The sequence below is a fragment of the Streptomyces sp. NPDC090025 genome (genome assembly GCF_044748125.1).
Lineage (GTDB): Bacteria > Actinomycetota > Actinomycetes > Streptomycetales > Streptomycetaceae > Streptomyces.
Window position 1 is genome coordinate 632049 of the sequence record NZ_JBIVFL010000002.1, and the last position, 17010, is coordinate 649058.

Sequence of the window (17010 nt, forward strand, 5' to 3'; positions counted from 1 at the left end):
GGTCGGCACCGGCGGCGAGATGCACCCCGGAGGCGAGATCGATTCCGGGGGCGAGATCGACTCCGGTGGCGAAGCGGCCACCGGCCGCGAGGGTGTTCACCGCACCTCCCGCAGGCGTCCGGCGGCCATCTCCAGGACCCGGTCGCAGCGTTCGGCGAGCGCTCGGTCGTGGGTGACGACGACGAGCGTGACGGGCAGCGACGTCAGCACGTCGGCCGCCTCCTCCTGGCCGTCGAAGTCGAGAGCGGCCGTGGGTTCGTCGGCGAGCAGCACCTGTGCCCCGGCCGCCACGCAGCCGATCGCCCGGGCCAGATACATGCGCTGCAACTGCCCGCCGGACAGGGTGTCCACCGGTCGTGCGGTCAGCGCGCCGACGCCGAGCCGTGAGGCCGCCTCGGTCGCCGCCGGGACCGCCGACGGGCCGCCGCTGGCGAGGAGTTCGGAGCCGCGCAGCGGAAAGCGGCCCGCCGCGGGCTTCTGCGGGATCCACGCGCAGGCCCGCCGCCGCCACGCCCACTCGGCGGCCGACCGGGCCTCACGGCCGCCGACCTCGATGGTGCCGGTGGGGCGCGCGTGCAGCCCGAGCAGTGCCCGGAGCAGGGTGGTCTTGCCGGAGCCGTTGGTCCCGGTCAGGGCGACCCGTTCGCCGGCGGCGATCTCCAGATCGACCCCGACGACGGCCTCGGTGCGCCCGTGCCGGCAGCCGACCCCGCGCAGCCGTATGTCCAGTCCGCCCATGCCCCGTCTTCCTCCCCGTCCCGCGTCCGCGCCGGACCGGCGCCGTGCCGGTGGCGGGGGAGGAGTCGGACGGCGGCGGCCCGGGGTTCCCGCGCGACCGCACCAGAACATTCCGGCAGCCGCCGGGAACCCGTGGGAGGCGCCCGCCGACCCCTTTCCCGTCAGTTCCCCACGCACCAGGAACCACGGGAGTCGCCATGAACCGCAGGGAGTTACTCCGCACCACCACCGCCCTCGGAGTCGGTGGCGCCCTCGCCGCCACGACGAGCACCACCGCGAATGCCGCTGCCCCGACGCCGACCGCAGCCGTGACACCGACCGCCGCCGCGACGTCGGGCGCCGCCGCCCCGAAGCCGTCCGAACGGCCGCTGCGCGTCCACCTCGTGATGTACGACGGCGTCGAGGACCTCGACTTCGCCGCGCCGTACGAAGTGCTGTCCGCCGCCGGGTACTTCAGCCCGCGCCCCGTCGAGGTGCGGTACGTGTCGGCCACCGGCGCCCGCTCGGTCACCGCCGCCTTCGGCACCCGGGTGCACGGCATCAAGCCCTGGGCGCCCGAGGACGCCGATCTGCTCGTCGTCCCCGGCGGTGGCTACGCGCGCCGCGACCGGCCCGGCGTCTGGGCCGAGATCGACCGGGGGATCCTGCCCCGCGCGCTCGCCGACGCCGTACGCCCCGGGCTCACCGTGAGCGCGCTGTGCACCGGCGTCATCCTGGTCGCCGCCGCGGGCCTGACGAAGGGCCGTCCGTGCACCACCCACCACAAGGCCAAGGACGAACTGGAGCGGCGCGGCGGTCTGTTGAAGAACGCCCGGGTCGTCGACGACGGGGACCTCGTCACGGCCGGTGGCGTCACCTCGGGGCTCGAACTCTCGCTGTGGCTGGCCCGCCGCGAACTCGGCCCCGACACGGCGCTCGGCCTGGAGGAGATGCTGGAGTACGAGGCCCGTGGCACCGTGTGGACCTCGGACCGCACGCCCGTCAGGCCACGCTCCTGATCCGCCGCACCAGCAGCCCGCCCGCCAGGGTGACCACGGCGGCGGCCGTGTAGAGGCCGGTGTAGCCGCCGAGGTGGGCGATGACCGGGGCGGCCAGGGCCGGGGCGAGCACCTGCGGCCCCGAGTTGGCGATGTTGATGACGCCGAGGTCCTTGGCGCGGTCCGCGGCCTCCGGCAGCACCTGGGTGACCAGGGCCTGGTCGACCGCGAGATAGATCCCGAACCCGGCACCGAGGACCGCGGCCGCGGCGATCGCCGCCGGCCAGGTGTGCACCAGGGCGAGCAGCAGCGCGGCGGCGGCCATGACCAGCGAGCAGAGCACGACGAAGGTCTTGCGGCGCCCGACCCGGTCCGAGAGCACCCCGAACGGGATGGCGGTCGCCGCCGCGCACAGCGTGTACACCACGGTGAGGATCAGCACGCCGGTGCCGGGGTCGCCGTAATGCACGGCGTCGGCGAGGAAGTAGAAGAGGTAGAGGGTGCCGAGGGCGTTGCCGAGGTTGATCAGGAACCGGGTGAGCCAGGCCCAGCCGAAGTCCGGGTGCCGCCGGGGGCTCACCCAGAACGACCGCGCGAACGCGCGGACGTCGGACGCGCGGATCTCGGACGCACGGATGCCCGACGTGCGGATGCCGGACGTGCGGCCGTCCCCGCCCCTGGGCCTCGGCCCGCGCGGCCCCGGCTCGCGGGGCAGCGGCGGCTCGCCGTGCAGCAGCACGAACGGCAGGGCGAGGGCGACGGTGAGCAGCGCGAGCGTGCCGTAACCGGAGCCGACCCCGGTGACCAGGAGCGTCGTGATCAGCGCGCCGAGGACCAGACCGACCGACTGCATGAGCCCGGTCCAACCGGAGACCTGGGCGCGCTGGGCGACCGGCACCCGGTCGGCGATGGGGGTGGTGACCCCGGCCAGCATCGCGTTCAGACCGGCCTGCGCGAGGCACCAGCCCACGGCCACCCCGGCCACCGTGTGCTGCGCCGCGGTGAACGCGAGCCCCGCCGCGCCCGCCGCCGCCCCGCCCACGATCCACGGCCGACGGCGCCCGAACCGGCTCGTCGTACGGTCCGACCAGGCGCCCGCGAGCGGGTTCGTCACCACGGCGACGAGCGCGCCGAGCCCGGTGACCAGGGACAGCGCGTCGCTCTTGCCGTGCGGGTCGATGCGCTCCAGCTGGAGCGGCAGCAGGATCTGGATCGGCGTCATGAACGCCATGAAGACGGCGAGCGTGGCGAGCGACAGACTCGCCGTCCAGCCGGCGCCGACCCGGGCGGTGGGCTCGGCGTGCACGTCGGGCACCTCGGGACCGCCGCCCGCCCGGGGCAGCGCGGCGTCTCTCGCGGGGGGATCGGTCATGGCCTTCCTCTCCCTCCTCCGCTACGGCCGCTGCGCGGCGATCAGGTCGCGGTACCAGTCGAAGCTGGCGCGGGGCGTGCGGGCGCCGGTGGCGAAGTCGACCTCGACCAGGCCGAACCGCTGGTGGTACCCCTCGGCCCACTCGAAGTTGTCGAGCAGCGACCAGGTGAAGTAGCCGCGCACGTCGACCCCTTGGGCCATCGCGTCGGCGACCGCGCCCAGATGTCCGGCCAGGTAGTCGATCCGCGCCGGATCGTGGCTGCCCTCGGGCTGGGAGCAGCCGTTCTCGGTGATCCAGACCGGCGGGAGGTCGGCGCCGTAGCGGGCCTTGAGTCCGGTGAGGAGTTCGGTCAGCCCGTCCGGCACCACCGGCCAGTCGAAGGACGTCCGCAGGTACGGTTCCGCCGGCTCGGCGAGATCGAACGGCAGCCCCGCCGCCGGATCCCTCGGCGCTGTGATCCAGCTCGGGTTGTAGTAGTTGATGCCGAGCCCGTCCAACGGCGCGCCGATCGACGTGAGATCACCGTCCCTGACCACCCCGCCCCAGGCCGGGTCCGGCATCCCGTACGCGGACAGGTCGGGGTAACGCCCGTGCAGCAGCGGGTCGTTGAACAGCCGGTTGTGCAGGATGTCGTACGCGTCGGCCGCCGCCGTGTCCGCTTCGCCCCGGGCGTCCTGGCGGAGCCGTACCGGGGTGCAGTTGTTCGCGACGAGCACCTGCGCGTCCGGCACGGCGGCCCGCAGCGCCGCGGTCGCCAGACCGTGGCCGAGCAGCTGGTGGTGGGCGACCGGCAGCGCGTCCAGAAGCAGCGCCCGGCCGGGGGCGTGCACGCCGAAGCCGTAGCCGAAGGACATGTGCACGAAAGGCTCGTTGAGGGTGATCCAGCGGGTCACCCGGTCCCCGAGCCGGTCGGCGACCACGGCCGCGTACTCGCCGAACCGGTACGCCGTCTCCCGGTTCAGCCAGCCGCCCTCGTCCTCCAGGGCCTGCGGCAGGTCCCAGTGGAACAGGGTGGGGGTGGGCTCGATCCCGGCGTCGAGCAGCGCGTCGACGAGCCGCTCGTAGAAGTCGAGGCCGCGCGGCTCCACCTTCCCCGCGCCACTGGGCAGGATCCGCGGCCAGGACACCGAGAAGCGGTACGCGTCGAGGCCGAGCCGCCGCATCAGCGCCACGTCCTCGTCGAAGCGGTGGTAGTGGTCGCAGGCCACATCCCCGGTGTGCCCGTCCCGCACGGTCCCGGCGCGGTGGGTGAAGGTGTCCCAGATCGACGGGCCCTTGCCGTCCTCGTCGGCGGCGCCCTCGATCTGGTACGCGGCGGTGGACGCGCCCCAGACGAAGTCGGCCGGGAATCGGGGGAGTTCGGGTGAGCTGGCGGGCACGGGCGGCTGCCTTCCGTCGATCCGGGGCGCGGGATGTCCTCCACGGCGGGCGGCAACGTAACATGAACTCTTGTTCACGTTCTATGGCTGGGACGGACGGATCCTCATCCCCCTGCCGCGCCGGACGTCAGCCGCTCCCGCAGGTCCGCCCAGTACGCGTCGAGCATCCGCTTCAGCTCGGCCACGGTCTCCCGGTCCGGCTCCCCGCCGCCCTTGAACACCTCGTGCAGCACGGCGTTCGCCGCCCACACCACCATCCGGGTCCCGCGCTCCGCGAGCGCCCCGCCCGGGCGGCCGGTCAACTGCTCCACGATCCGCCGCAGACCGTCCGCGACCAGGGCGTTGCTCGCGTCGTCGGCCCGCGCGAGCTCCGGGCTCAGATGCCGCCCCGCCCACAGCGCCATGCCGCCGGGCTGGGCGCGGAACAGCTCGGCGTACACGTCGACCATCGTGCCGACGAGATCGGAGAGTTCACCCTCGACGGCACGGCGCACCAGCGCGTCGATCGTGGTCGCGAACCCCGCCAGATAGCGCCGCCCGAGCGCGTCGACGACCGCGCTCTTGTCCGGGTAGAACTGGTAGATGCTGCCGACCGGCACCCCCGCCGCCTCGGCGACCCGGCGCATGGTCAGCGCCTCGAACCCGTCCTGCGACAGGATCCGGTCGGCCGCGTCCAGAATCGCCTCGGCCCGCGCCCGGCTGCGCGCCTGCCGAGGCTCCCGCCGTACCCGCGGCCGGTCCTGGGTTCCTTCCTCGGCCCCTTCTCGGGCCCTTTCTCGGGTCCCTTCCCGGGGCATGCTTCCGCCCGGTGCCGCTGCTTCCATCACCACACGCTCCCGGTCGTCCGATGGGGGTGGGGGAACGTAACACGGCGGCACCGGGCGAGAAGCCGGGCGGCTCAGGGCCTCGATGGCTCAGGCTCCGGGCGGCGGTTCCTGCGGTGGCGGTGGCGGTGGCGGCGGCCCCTCGGCCCGTACCGCACGCACCACCACCACGACCACACAGAACGCGATCAGCGTCTCCGCCCAGAAGAACGCCAGATAGTCGAGGAGACTGCCGATCGGCGGGGTGCCGGGCGCCGCGTTGCGGAAGGCGACCAGGGCGAACAGGGTCGCCGCCATCCAGCCGAGGGCCGGCCAGGTCAGCCCCGTCCGGCGGCGGACCAGGAACCAGGCGCCCAGCAGGACCGCCACCGTCAGGGCCCACATCGCCACCATCATGAACACGGCGAACACCAGCACGCTGCCCGAGCGCGGCAGCTCCATCGCGAACACGGCGGCGCCGCGCTCCTCGGACGCGTCCACCGCGAGCGAGAACAGCGCGTCCCGGTTCACCAGCGTCATCCGCACCGGCACCGGTTCGCCGCCGAGCAGCGCCGAGAACTCCGGCTCGGTCGCGTACGAGTCGAACGGGTAGTCCGTGATGGGGCCGCCCGTCAGGGCCACCGGCACATCGACCGACGAGATCCGGCGGTGCGCCGGGAACGAGAGGTCGCCGCGCACGGCGGGCGAGGTCAGCAGCGTCAGATCACCGGTCGGGGAGAGCCCGCCCGCCTCGGCCAGTGCGCCGCGCGGGGTGACCAGGATCCGCAGCGTCAGCTCGCGCCCGGTCGCGTCGACGCGCTGCACGGCGGCGTCGACGTCGATCCGGTCCTGCTCCTCCGAACCACCCACGGTGTAGCGGGTGTTGAGATCCTGGCGCTCCCCGTACTGCAGCCAGAGACCGCACAGCGCCGCCACCGTGACCGCCGCCACGACGAGCACGACACCGACGAGCCCGCCCCGCGAGCCCGGCCCCGACCCTGACTCTGGCCCTGTTCCCGGTCCCGAACGCGCGGCGCGACGGCCACGGGGCGCGGTCACGCGGCCGGCTTGCCGGGCTGGTCGTGCGTGGAGCAGTGGATGCCCCCGCCGCCGGACGCGATCGTGTCGATCTGCAACTGCACGATGTCCCGCTTCGGGAAGTGCTCCTGAAGAATGCTCTTGGCCCGCGCGTCCGCCTTCCGGTCGCCGAACTTCGGCAGGAAGACGGAGTCGTTGGCGATGTAGAAGTTGATGTACGTCGACACGAAGTCGTCGCCCTCGCCGGTGATCCGGTCCAGATCGGGCTGCGGCAGATCGATGATCTCGAACCGCCGCCCACGGGCGTCCGTCGCCTTCTCGAGCACCGAACGGGCCTGGTCGGCCGAGCGCGACCAGGAGTCCGGGGGAGAACCGGGGAACGCCTGGTCGAGCAGGACGACACCGGGAGCGGTGAACCGGACCAGGCTGTCGACGTGCGCGTCCGTGATGTCCTCGCCGCGCACGCCCGCCAGCCACACCACCTTCTCGACGCCGAGCGTGTCGATCAGCTCGTCCTCGATCTGGTCCCGGCTCTTCCCGCGGTTGCGGTTGTCGTTGACGATCGAGCTCTCGGTGACGAGGAGCGTCCCCTCGCCGTCCGTCTCGAACGAGCCGCCCTCGGCGACGAGCGGCGCCTGCTCGCGCGGGATGTGGTAGCGGGCGAGCAGCTTGCGGCCGACCTGTCCGTCGTTGCCGTGCTCCTGCTTGTCGCCCCACCCGTTGAAGTTGAAGTCGATGCCCAGCAGCTTGCCGTCGTCCTCGACGAACACCGGCACGGTGTCCCGCGCCCACAGGTCGTCCACCGGCAGCGGGATCACCTCCACCTGCCGCCCGCACGCGCGCTGCGCCGCCGCCACCTGGTCCGGCCGGGCCATCATCACCACGGCCTCGTACTCGCCGATCGCCCGGGCGATCCTGGCGATGTCCTCACGGACGTAGGGCAGGTCGTCCTCCCACACGGAGGCGAGCGCGGGCCAGGACATGAAGGTACGGGTGTGGCTGTCCCACTCGGCACCGAAACGGCGCTCGCCCGCGGCGCCCGACGCGGTGTTGGTGCGGGCCGGGACCGGGGCGGTCGTCGTGCCGCCGCCCGCGTTCTCGTTCGGGCCGCACGCGGTGGCTCCCAAGGACAGGGCGCCGCCGATGGCGGCGAAGGCGCGCAGAGCGGCACGTCGGGAGGGGAGGAGTGGGGACACGAATGCTCCGTTCATGGGCTGGCGAGAGTATCCGGGGGCGCTGGGCGTGGCGCGGCGACGCGGCGCGACACCGGATTCGCGGGCCTTGGCTTCACGCGGTTGGGGGCCGGGACGCGGCCGACCGGGCGCGTGGGTGGGGGTGGCCGTGCCGCCACTCTGGCACTGACTGAATTTTCAGTCAAATGACGGCGGCGCTGATCGGGGCGCCGGAGGGGGTGTCCATGGCGGCACCGGCCGGGGTGCCGGCGGGGGCGCTGAGACGCGGCGCGTACGGCTCCGGCGCGGGCGCCCCGGCGGGTCCGCCAGGCCCGGCCGGGGCCGTGAGGGCCGCCGCCTCGGCCGCGATCGCCCCACGCATCAGCTCCCGCGCGTGGGCGGCGGGCAGGATCCCGATGAGGCGGCGGGTCGCCAGGCCGTCCACCAGCACGGTGAGCCGTTCGGCCGCCGCGACCAGGGCCGCCCCGGGGGCCGCCGCGGCGCGGGGTCCGAGCAGCCCGAGCAGATCCGTGACCTCCCGGACCCGCTCCCGGTCGGCCCGGTCCAACTCCTCCCGCAGCTCCGGGTCGAACACGGCCCCCGCGCGGAGCTCGCCCCACACCGCGCTGTTCTCGCGCACCTCGGGAAGATCGTGGAAGTCGCGCGTGAGGCGCCGCGCGAGCTCACCGAGCGGACCGGCCGCCCCCGGGTCCCCGGCGCCCCCGCCGCCCGCGGCGGCCCGCTCCGCGCGCTCGCCGACGAAGCGCAGGGTGTGCCGGAGCAGCCCGGCCCGGTCGCCGAAGTGGTAGTAGACGAGTGCCTTGGAGATCCCGGCCTCGGCCGCCAGCTCTTCGAGGCGGAGCCCGCGGACCCCGTGCCGGGCGATCACGCGGGCCGCCGCCACGAGGATCGCCGTCTTCCTGTCCTTCACCCCTGAGCTCCCCGTTCCTGTTCCTGCTGCGTGGTTCCTGGTGCGTGGTCCCGGGCGCCTGGCGCTTGGTGCCAGACCCCTGAGGGCATATGTTGACTGAAACTTTAGTCAACAGGCACGATCGGCGTGGGCGTGCGCCATACGTCCTGTCCGTCCTCCCGGTACCGCCTCCCCGTACCCCGCTCGTCCTGCCCGCACCGCCGAAAGAGCAGCCCATGTCCCCCACGCCGTTCCCCGGGCGCCCGTCGGCCCGCACGACGGACCCGGCCGAGACCCTCCCGTACGTGATCGGGGGCTATCGGATCCAGTCGAGACTGGGCGCGGGCGGCATGGGTGTCGTCCATCTCGCCCGCACCCCGGGCGGGCGGCCCCTCGCGCTCAAGGTGGTGCGCGAGGAGTTCGCGGCGGACCCGGAGTTCCGCGCCCGGTTCGCCCAGGAGGTGGCCAGCGCGCGGCGGATCCATGGTCTGTTCACCGCGCAGGTCGTGGACGCGGGGCCCGACGACCCGGTCCCCTGGCTCGCCACCGCCTATGTGCCGGGCCCCTCGCTCCAGCAGGCCGTCGAACGGCACGGCCCGCTGCCGACCCGTACCGTGCTCCTGCTCGTCGCCGGGATCGCCGAGGCCCTCCAGGCCATCCACCGGGCGGGCGTCGTGCACCGCGACCTCAAGCCCGCCAATGTGCTGCTCGCCGCCGACGGCCCGCGCGTCATCGACTTCGGCATCGCCCGCGCGGCCGACGCCACCGGCCTCACCGGCACCGGACTCAGGATCGGCACCGCCGCCTACATGGCCCCCGAGCAGGCGCTCGGGCACCCCGTCACCCCCGCGACCGACGTCTTCGCGCTCGGCGCCCTCGCCGCGTACGTGGCCGGTGGCGCGCTGCCCTTCGGCACCGGGCCCGAATCGGCCGCGCTCTACCGGGTGGTGCACGAACCGGCCGACCTCTCCCGCGTACCGGCGGAACTGCGGGAGCTGCTCGCCCGCTGCCTGGCGAAGGAGCCCGCCCTGCGCCCCTCGCCGGGCGCCCTGATCGCCGCCGTACGGGCGCACCCGGCGGCCGGTCCCGCGCTGGAGTTCGGCGTGGACTGGCTGCCGGACGCGGTCGGCCGTGAGGTCGGCCGTGAGGTCGGACGAGAGGTCGGGCCAGGGGCGCAGGGCGGGGAGACCGGGCGGCCCCGGACCGCCGACCCCACCCTCCTCGACCGCCCGGCCGGGCCCGCCCCCGGCCGCCACGACCTCCCCACCCGGGCCGCCGTTCCCGAGGTGATGGCCACCGCGCCCCGGGGGCGCCGGAGCCGGCCAGGGCGCCGCCGTACGGCACTCGCCCTCGGCGCCCTCGTCCTGCTCGCCGTGCTCGGCGGCGCCGCCGCGTTCGTGGCCGGGGCGTTCGACCGCCCCGGCTCCGGCGCCGCCCGGACGGACGACCACCCGGCGGGCTACCCGGAGGTCGAACTCACCCTCCCCGACGACGGCTACGAGTTCGACCTCGGTACGGGAAAGGTCGCCCCGGCCGGGACGGCGGCCTGGTACCTCGCCCGCGACAAGGACGCCTTCGCACTGCCCGACGACGTCGACGCCTTCGTCGGCGCGGGGGACGAACTGAGCCCGGCCGACTGCGTGCGCGGCCTCGACCGGGAGCCGGTGACCCGCCTGGCGTTCGGCGAACTGGCCGACGAGCGCCCGTTCTGCGTCCGCAGCTCCGACGGCGGGCGGATCGCCGTGGTGCGGCTCGTGGCGGCGACCCCGGGGAGCGGCCCGGTGACGATCGCGGTGAGCCAGTTCCGTACGGACGGGCAGGGCGCTGCGGGACGGTGACGGATGGGGTGGTGACGGATAGGGCGATCGCGGGCGGGACAGCGCGCCGGGCCGGATAGGGTTCATGACATGGCGTCTCGCAGTACTCAGATCCTGGAAGCGGCCGCGCGGGTGATCGCCCGGCGCGGTGTGCGCGGTCTGCGCGTGGAGGAACTGGCCGAGGAGGCAGGGGTCTCCACCGGCCTGATCTACTACCACTTCAAGGACCGCACGGGCATCCTGCGCAACACGCTCGAGTACATTAACGACCGCGCCGAGCGCTACACGACCGCGGCGGAGGGCGAGGACGCCGAGCCGCTGACCCCGCGCGCGGAGCTGGAGCAGGTGCTGCTCCTGGAGCTCCAGGACATCCCCGAGGTGCGGGAGAACAGTACCGCCTGGGGCGAGCTGCGGGCCAGCGCCGTCTTCGATTCCGTCCTGCGCGAGGACCTCGCCCGGGCCACCCTCGTCTGGGTCCAGGAGGTCGCGGCGCTCCTCGGCCAGGTGCAGCCGCTCGCGCCCGCCGCCACCCTCGCCGCGGCCGCCGAACGCCTCACCGCGCTCCTGGAGGGCCTGAGCATGCGCTGGCTGAGCGGCGGCCTCGACATCACGCACGCGCGCGGGCTCCTGTCCGACGCCGTCGAGGTGGAGCTGGCCGGGCTGAGCAAGCCGTAGCCGCCTCGCGGGGCCGCTGTCTCCGCGTCCGGATCCAGGTCCTCATCCAGATCGTCATCTGGATCCAGGATTCTGGATCCAGGATTCTGGATCCTCATCCGGATCCTTCCGGTCGGGGGTCCGGCTCCTCCCAGCCATTGACTGAAATTTCAGTCAGTGCCACAGTGAGGCCACCGCGACGTCGCTGACCCGCCGCCTCCGTGCGCTTCTCGCCTCGCCTCCTCTCGCCTCCTCTCGACCTCCTCTTGACGCACCGCGGCTTTCCGTGAAGTCCGTCGAAAGTCTTGACTGAAAATTCAGTTAAGGCCACGATCCCTCCCAACGACTGAAAAGAGACTCCCGATGACCGGTTTCCGTATGCCCGCCGAGTGGTCCGAGCACGACGGCTGTCTGATGGCCTGGCCCACCCGCGCCGACCTGTGGGACGGCGTCCTCGACGCCGTGAAGGGGGAGTACGCCGAAGTCGCCCGCGCCATCTCCCGGTTCGAGCCGGTCACCATGGTCGCCCCGCCGGGCTTCGGCGACGACGCCCGCGCCCACTGCGCCGACGCCGACGTCCAGGTCGTCGAACTGCCCCTCGACGACTCCTGGTTCCGCGACTCGGCGCCGCTCTTCGTGCTCGACGAGGCCGGGAACCGGGCCGGGGTCGACTTCCGCTTCAACGCCTGGGGCCGCAAGCACCACCCGTACGACTCCGACGACCGGATCAGCGCCCTGCTGCTCGACCTCCTCGGCGTCGACCGCATCGCCTCCGAGATGATCCTCGAAGGCGGCGCCATCACCGTCGACGGCGAGGGCACCCTCATCACCACCGAGCAGTGCCTCCTCCACCCCAACCGCAACCCCGGCCTCACCAGGGACCAGATCGAGGCCGAGCTGAAGAGCCGCCTCGGTGTGGAGAAGGTGATCTGGCTCCCGTACGGCGGACTGCTCGACACCGAGACCGACGGCCACGTCGACGGCGTCTGCGCCTTCGCCGCCCCCGGCAAGGTCGTCGTCTCGCTGCCCGCCGACCCCGAGCACCCCGACCACGCCCGGATGCGCGCCAACCGCGCCGTCCTGGAGGTTTCCACCGACGCACGGGGCCGCGCCCTGGAGATCGTCGACGTGCCGCAGACCGCGTACGGGGAGGTCGCGGGCGTCCGCGTCGAGGTCTCGTACCTCAACTACTACGTGGCCAACGGCGGCGTCGTCGTCCCGGTGGCGGGGGAGCCGCAGGACCTCGCCGCCCTTGAGGTGATCGCCGCCGCGTACCCGGACCGCAAGGTCGTCGGCGTGCCCGCCCCGGTGATCGCGTACGGCGGCGGGGGGGTCCACTGCATCACCCAGCAGCTCCCCGCGGCCCGTCCCCGCCCCCGCGCCTAGGTTCCGCCCTGCTCCTCCCCCTCCGCCGTACCGAAAGACCGAAAGAGAGCGCGACGATGAGCACCGCACCGCCCCCGCCCCGCCTCCCGGCCCGCGGCCCAGCCGCGCGCCGGGTCAGGACCGCGCTCGCGGCCCTCGCCTCGGCCGCCGTCCTGGCCGTCGCCACGGCCTGCGCGGGCCCGCCACGGGGCGGCGGCGACGGCGTCGGTGCCTCGTTCGCGCTCTCCGCCGGTACGCCGAAGGCCCGGGGGGAGATCGACTCCTTCTCGTGGGCGCTGTACGCCGAGCCGCCCACCCTCGACTACACCGTGGCCTTCGACTACCCGCAGAACACGATCCTCTCCAACGTCTGCGAGAGCCTGATGCGGTGGACGCCCGGGCTCACCCTGGAACCGGGTCTGGCCCGCCGCGCCACCAACCCCGACCCGCTGACCTGGGTGTACGACCTGCGCGACGGCGTACGGTTCCACGACGGCCGGACCATGACCGCGGCCGACGCCGTGTTCAGCCTGGAACGGCAGCGTGACCCCGGGAACGCCGCCGCCTGGGCGCAGAACTTCCAGAACGTGGCCTCGATCCGCGCCACCGGACCGCTCCAGGTCACCGTCACCCTCACCAAGCCCGACTCGCAGTTCAACCAGTACATGGCGACGGCGGCGGGCGTCGTCGCCTCGGCGGCGGGCATCAAGGCGGCCGGCGAGGACTACGGCACCTCCGGCGGCCTCGCGTGCACGGGCCCCTTCACCCTCGGCGAATGGAAGAAGGGCCAGTCGCTCGAACTCGACCGCTTCGACGACTACCGGGGTACGGCCAAGGCCAAGGCCGGGGCCAAAGCCCAGGCAGTGGCCCAGGCGGGGGCCCAGGCCGGGGCCAAGGCCAAGAAGGTCGTCTTCCGCTTCCTCACCGACCCCTCCGCCCGCACCAACGCGCTGCTCAGCGGCGAGGTCGACGGCGGCTACCTCATCCCCACCGAGAGCTACGGCCGCCTCAAGAACAGCGGCGTCGGCACCCTCTACTTCGGTGAGGGCCTCAGCACCGTCAACCTCGGCATCACGAACATGAAGGGCCCGCTCGGCGACGTCAGGGTCCGCCGCGCGCTGTCCCTCGCCCTCGACCGGACCGGGTTCGTGACGGCGGGCCTCGGCGGTGCCGGGGCCGCGACCGGTTCCCTCACCACCCGCGCCGCGTGGGCGGGCGCCTCGCCCGAGGTCCGCAAGACCGCCTTCGCCGGACTCACGCCCGCACCGGACCGCGACCTGGCGAAGGCCCGCGAGCTGGTCAAGGAGGCAGGCGTCGGCGGCCGGACCATCACCGTCGCGACGAGCGCCATCGGCCAGGACGTCTCGCTGCTCGCCACCGCCGTGCAGGCCGCGGGCACCCAGATCGGGCTGCGGATCGACCTCAAGTCCGTCGCCCCCAACGCCTTCACGGCCCTGTTCACCGACCCCGAGGCCCGCGAGGGCATCGACGCCTTCCCGCTCACCTACTACGACTCCATCACCGACCCGCTCGACTTCCTGACCAACTTCAGGACCGGCGCGTACCTCAACTTCGCCGGATTCAGCGACAAGCGCTACGACGCCCTCGTCGAGCAGGCCACCGCCAGCTATGACACCGAGCAGCGGCTGCGGATCGCGAGCGAGCTCCAGCGCATGGCCGCCGACCAGCTGCCGTGGATCCCGGTCGCCGAGTGGCCGACCGCGCTGTTCCTCAACAAGCGGATCACCGGGGCCCCGACCACCATCGCCTACATGTACTACCCGTGGGCCGCCGACATCGGCGCCGCCCCGGCGGCCGAGGGGAGCACGCCGTGACCGCCCGAACCGCCCTGCCCTTCCTGAAGTTCGCCGCCCGGCGGACCGTCGAGATGGCCCTCACCCTCCTCGTCGCCTCCTTCGCCGTCTTCGGCGCCATGTACCTGGCGCCCGGCAGCCCCGCCGGCTTCCTCCTCTCCGGACGCTCCGCCTCGCCCGAGGCGCTCGCCGCGATCAACGCCCGCTACCACCTCGACGACCCGTTCGCGGTGCGCTACCTGCACTGGCTCGGCGACCTGCTCCAGGGCGACTTCGGCCGCTCGCTCACCTACCGCACCGACGTCTCGCGGCTGCTCGCCGACCGGCTGCCGACCACCCTGCTGCTGGTCGCCATGGCGCTCGTCGTGGTCGTCGTGGTCGGGCTCGTGCTGGGCCGGGTCGCCGCCGTACGGGGCGGCCGCACCGACGCCGCCGTGCTCGTCGCGACCACCCTCGCCGTCGGCACCCCGTCCTTCGTCGCGGCCGTCCTCCTCCAGGGCCTGTTCGCCGTGCGGCTCGGCTGGTTCCCGAGCAGCGGCGCGGGGGAGGGGCTGCTCGACCGGCTCTGGCACCTGACCCTGCCGGCCATCGCCCTCGCGCTCTATCTGATCGGGATGCTCGCCCGGGTCACCCGTACCGCGATGCTCGAAGCCCTCGACAGCGAACACGTCACCGTGGCCCGCAGCCGAGGCGTCCCCGAACGCCTCGTCATCCGCCGCCATGTGCTGCGCAACTCGCTCGGCACCGTGCTCACCACCGGCGGACTCATCGTCTCCACGCTGCTGGTCTGCACGATCCTCGTCGAGACCGCGTTCAGCATCGGCGGCATCGGCCAGCTCCTCGAACTGGCCACCACCACCAAGGACTTCCCGACCGTGCAGGCCGTCTCGCTGATCATCGTGGCCCTGTTCATGGCCGTGAACCTCGTCGTCGACCTGCTGCTGCCCGTCGTCGACCCCCGGATCACCCTCGGCACGAGAGGAGCCGCGCTGTGACCGCCGTCCTCACCCGCCGCCCCGGCCTCGGCGGCCTCGCCAAGGCGGCCCGCCGCCCCGGGCGTTCCCCGCTGCACCTGATCTGCCTCGTCGTCGTCGGACTCGTCGTGCTGGCCGCGCTGTTCGCGCCCTGGCTGGCCCCGCACGACCCCGACGCCGTCGACCTCGGCGCCGCCCTCGCGGGCCCGTCGGCCGACCATCCGCTCGGCGCCGACACCGCCGGTCGCGACACCCTCTCCCGGCTGCTGCTCGGCGCCCGCACCTCGCTCCTCGGACCGCTCGGCGTCGTGGTGTTCTCCACCGTCGCGGGCGTGGCGGTCGGCACCGCCGCCGCCTGGCGCGGCGGCTGGCTCGACTCCGTCCTGTCCCGCACCACCGAACTCGTCTTCGCCTTCCCGGGGATGCTGCTCGCGATCCTCGTGGTGTCGGTGTACGGGGAGGGGCTGCTCGCGCCCGTCATGGCGCTGGGCGTGGCCTACCTCCCGTACGTCAGCAGGCTCACCCGCTCCCTGGTGCTCGCCGAACGGGCCCGCCCGTACGTGAGCGCCTACCAGGTGCAGGGGCACTCGGCGCTGCAGATCTGTCTGCGGCACGTGCTGCCCAACATCGCGCCCGTCGTCCTCGCCCAGTCCACCATCAACTTCGGATACGCCCTCATGGACCTGGCCGGCCTGTCCTTCCTCGGCCTCGGCGTGCCGCCGCTGACCCCCGACTGGGGCCGGATGGTCTTCGACGGCCAGACCGCCGTCCAGCACGGCTACCCGCTCTCCGCGATCCTGCCGTGCGTCCTCGTCGTGCTCACCGTCGTCGCGTTCAACGTGGTCGGCGAGCGCTGGGCCGACCGTGTCGCCAGGAGAGACCGATGAACCCCGCAGCCGTACCCGCCCGCCGCCCCGACGCCTCCGTCGCGCCTCCGCCTCCGCCTCCGGACGGGGCCGCGCCGCCCACCCTGGAGGTACGGGGCCTGCGCCTCACGCTGCCGGGTGCCGCCCGCGCCGTCCTCGACGGCGTCGACCTCACCGTGGCCGCGGGCGAGACCGCCGCCCTGGTCGGCGAGTCCGGCTCCGGCAAGTCCCTCACCTCGCGCAGCGCCCTCGGGCTGCTGCCGCCCGGGGCCGAGACGGCGGGCGCCGTCCTCGTCGACGGCGAGGACGTGCTGACCGCGCCCGCGGACCGGCTGCGCGCCCTGCGCGCGGGCAGCGTCGCCATGGTCTTCCAGGACCCGAGGGCGACCCTCAACCCGCTGCGCCGCATCGGCGACTTCCTCACCGAGGGAGCCCTGGCGGCAGGCCGCCCGGGTGCGGCCCCCGGCGGCGCCGCCACCGCCCGCGCGGTCGAACTCCTGCGGGCCGTCGGCCTCGACGAGACCGTGCTGCGCAAATATCCCGGCCAGGTGTCCGGCGGCATGCTCCAACGCGTCGTCATCGCCGCCGCGTTGATGGGCGACCCGGTGCTGCTCCTCGCCGACGAGCCGACCACCTCGCTCGACGTCACCACCCAGGCCGAGGTCATCGCGCTCCTCGCCCGGCTGCGCGAACGCTTCGGCACCGCCCTGCTGTTCGTCACCCACGACCTCGACCTGGCGGCGGCGATCAGCGACCGCGTCCATGTGATGTACGCGGGCCGGATCGTAGAGAGCGGCCCCGCCCGGGCCCTGTTCGCGCGCCCCCGGCACCCGTACACCGAGGCCCTGCTCGCCGCCACACCCCGGCTCACCACCCCCGGCGGCCGGCTCGCCGCGATCCCCGGGCAGCCACCGGACCCGCGCACCGCGCTGACCGGCTGCGCCTTCGCGGCCCGCTGCCCGTACGCGACCGGACTGTGCCGGGAGACCGCGCCGGAGCCGGTGGCGGTGCCCGGCGAGCCGGACCACCTGACCGCCTGCCACCACAGCGAGGTCCTGGCGGACCGGACGACCGGAGAGGACGTGACCGCCGATGTCTGACCGTGCGAAGCCGGAACCGGTGGATGCCGG

General features: G+C 73.8%; 15 protein-coding genes. 8 read left to right on the forward strand and 7 right to left on the reverse strand.

Going from position 1 to position 17010, the window contains the following annotated elements:
- Positions 1-96: 96 nt before the first annotated feature.
- Positions 97-738: a metal ABC transporter ATP-binding protein gene (locus tag ACIPXM_RS08760; RefSeq protein ID WP_401653425.1), complete on the reverse strand. Its 642-nt coding sequence runs from the start codon at positions 736-738 to the stop codon at positions 97-99.
- A gap of 197 nt (positions 739-935) precedes the next feature.
- Between ACIPXM_RS08760 and ACIPXM_RS08765 the strand changes: the two genes are divergently transcribed.
- Positions 936-1736 carry a DJ-1/PfpI family protein gene (locus ACIPXM_RS08765; RefSeq protein ID WP_401653428.1) on the forward strand — a complete coding sequence of 267 codons (801 nt, stop codon included), beginning with the start codon at positions 936-938 and terminating at the stop codon, positions 1734-1736.
- Here ACIPXM_RS08765 and ACIPXM_RS08770 read toward each other — a convergent pair.
- The 6 genes from ACIPXM_RS08770 to ACIPXM_RS08795 all read right to left on the reverse strand — a co-directional run bounded on the left by ACIPXM_RS08770 (position 1720) and on the right by ACIPXM_RS08795 (position 8411).
- Complete coding sequence (locus ACIPXM_RS08770) at positions 1720-3087, reverse strand: MFS transporter (RefSeq protein ID WP_401653430.1); 1368 nt, start codon at positions 3085-3087, stop codon at positions 1720-1722. The two genes, ACIPXM_RS08765 and ACIPXM_RS08770, sit on opposite strands and share 17 nt — an antisense overlap.
- Positions 3088-3108: 21 nt before the next feature.
- Positions 3109-4467, reverse strand: a complete 1359-nt coding sequence (locus ACIPXM_RS08775; protein ID WP_401653432.1) for a GH1 family beta-glucosidase — start codon at positions 4465-4467, stop codon at positions 3109-3111.
- A gap of 104 nt (positions 4468-4571) precedes the next feature.
- Entirely contained in the window at positions 4572-5264 is a 693-nt protein-coding gene (locus ACIPXM_RS08780) for a TetR/AcrR family transcriptional regulator (RefSeq protein ID WP_401653434.1), read from the reverse strand.
- A 117-nt stretch (positions 5265-5381) separates the two neighbouring features.
- On the reverse strand, positions 5382-6221 hold the full coding sequence (locus tag ACIPXM_RS08785) for a DUF4436 domain-containing protein (protein WP_401653436.1): 840 nt from the start codon (positions 6219-6221) through the stop codon (positions 5382-5384).
- 104 nt (positions 6222-6325) lie between these two features.
- Positions 6326-7504 (reverse strand): agmatine/peptidylarginine deiminase, encoded by a 1179-nt coding sequence (locus ACIPXM_RS08790; protein ID WP_401653438.1) that lies wholly within the window; start codon positions 7502-7504, stop codon positions 6326-6328.
- Positions 7505-7682: 178 nt separating this feature from the next.
- Positions 7683-8411, reverse strand: a complete 729-nt coding sequence (locus tag ACIPXM_RS08795; protein ID WP_401653439.1) for a TetR/AcrR family transcriptional regulator — start codon at positions 8409-8411, stop codon at positions 7683-7685.
- A 215-nt stretch (positions 8412-8626) separates the two neighbouring features.
- Between ACIPXM_RS08795 and ACIPXM_RS08800 the strand changes: the two genes are divergently transcribed.
- From ACIPXM_RS08800 to ACIPXM_RS08830, 7 genes are all read left to right on the forward strand, one after another.
- Positions 8627-10228 (forward strand): serine/threonine-protein kinase, encoded by a 1602-nt coding sequence (locus tag ACIPXM_RS08800; protein ID WP_401653441.1) that lies wholly within the window; start codon positions 8627-8629, stop codon positions 10226-10228.
- Between the two features lie 69 nt (positions 10229-10297).
- Positions 10298-10882, forward strand: coding sequence for a TetR/AcrR family transcriptional regulator (locus tag ACIPXM_RS08805; protein WP_401653443.1), 585 nt, complete (start codon positions 10298-10300; stop codon positions 10880-10882).
- Positions 10883-11224: 342 nt separating this feature from the next.
- Positions 11225-12247 (forward strand): agmatine/peptidylarginine deiminase, encoded by a 1023-nt coding sequence (locus ACIPXM_RS08810; protein ID WP_401653445.1) that lies wholly within the window; start codon positions 11225-11227, stop codon positions 12245-12247.
- Between the two features lie 56 nt (positions 12248-12303).
- Positions 12304-14061, forward strand: coding sequence for an ABC transporter substrate-binding protein (locus ACIPXM_RS08815; RefSeq protein WP_401653447.1), 1758 nt, complete (start codon positions 12304-12306; stop codon positions 14059-14061).
- Positions 14058-15035 carry an ABC transporter permease gene (locus ACIPXM_RS08820; protein WP_401653449.1) on the forward strand — a complete coding sequence of 326 codons (978 nt, stop codon included), beginning with the start codon at positions 14058-14060 and terminating at the stop codon, positions 15033-15035. Before ACIPXM_RS08815 ends, ACIPXM_RS08820 begins: the two co-directional genes overlap by 4 nt.
- Positions 15032-15901 (forward strand): ABC transporter permease, encoded by an 870-nt coding sequence (locus ACIPXM_RS08825; protein ID WP_401653451.1) that lies wholly within the window; start codon positions 15032-15034, stop codon positions 15899-15901. The genes ACIPXM_RS08820 and ACIPXM_RS08825 overlap by 4 nt, the downstream gene beginning before the upstream one ends.
- Positions 15898-16980, forward strand: coding sequence for an ABC transporter ATP-binding protein (locus tag ACIPXM_RS08830; RefSeq protein ID WP_401653453.1), 1083 nt, complete (start codon positions 15898-15900; stop codon positions 16978-16980). The genes ACIPXM_RS08825 and ACIPXM_RS08830 overlap by 4 nt, the downstream gene beginning before the upstream one ends.
- Positions 16981-17010: the final 30 nt, after the last annotated feature.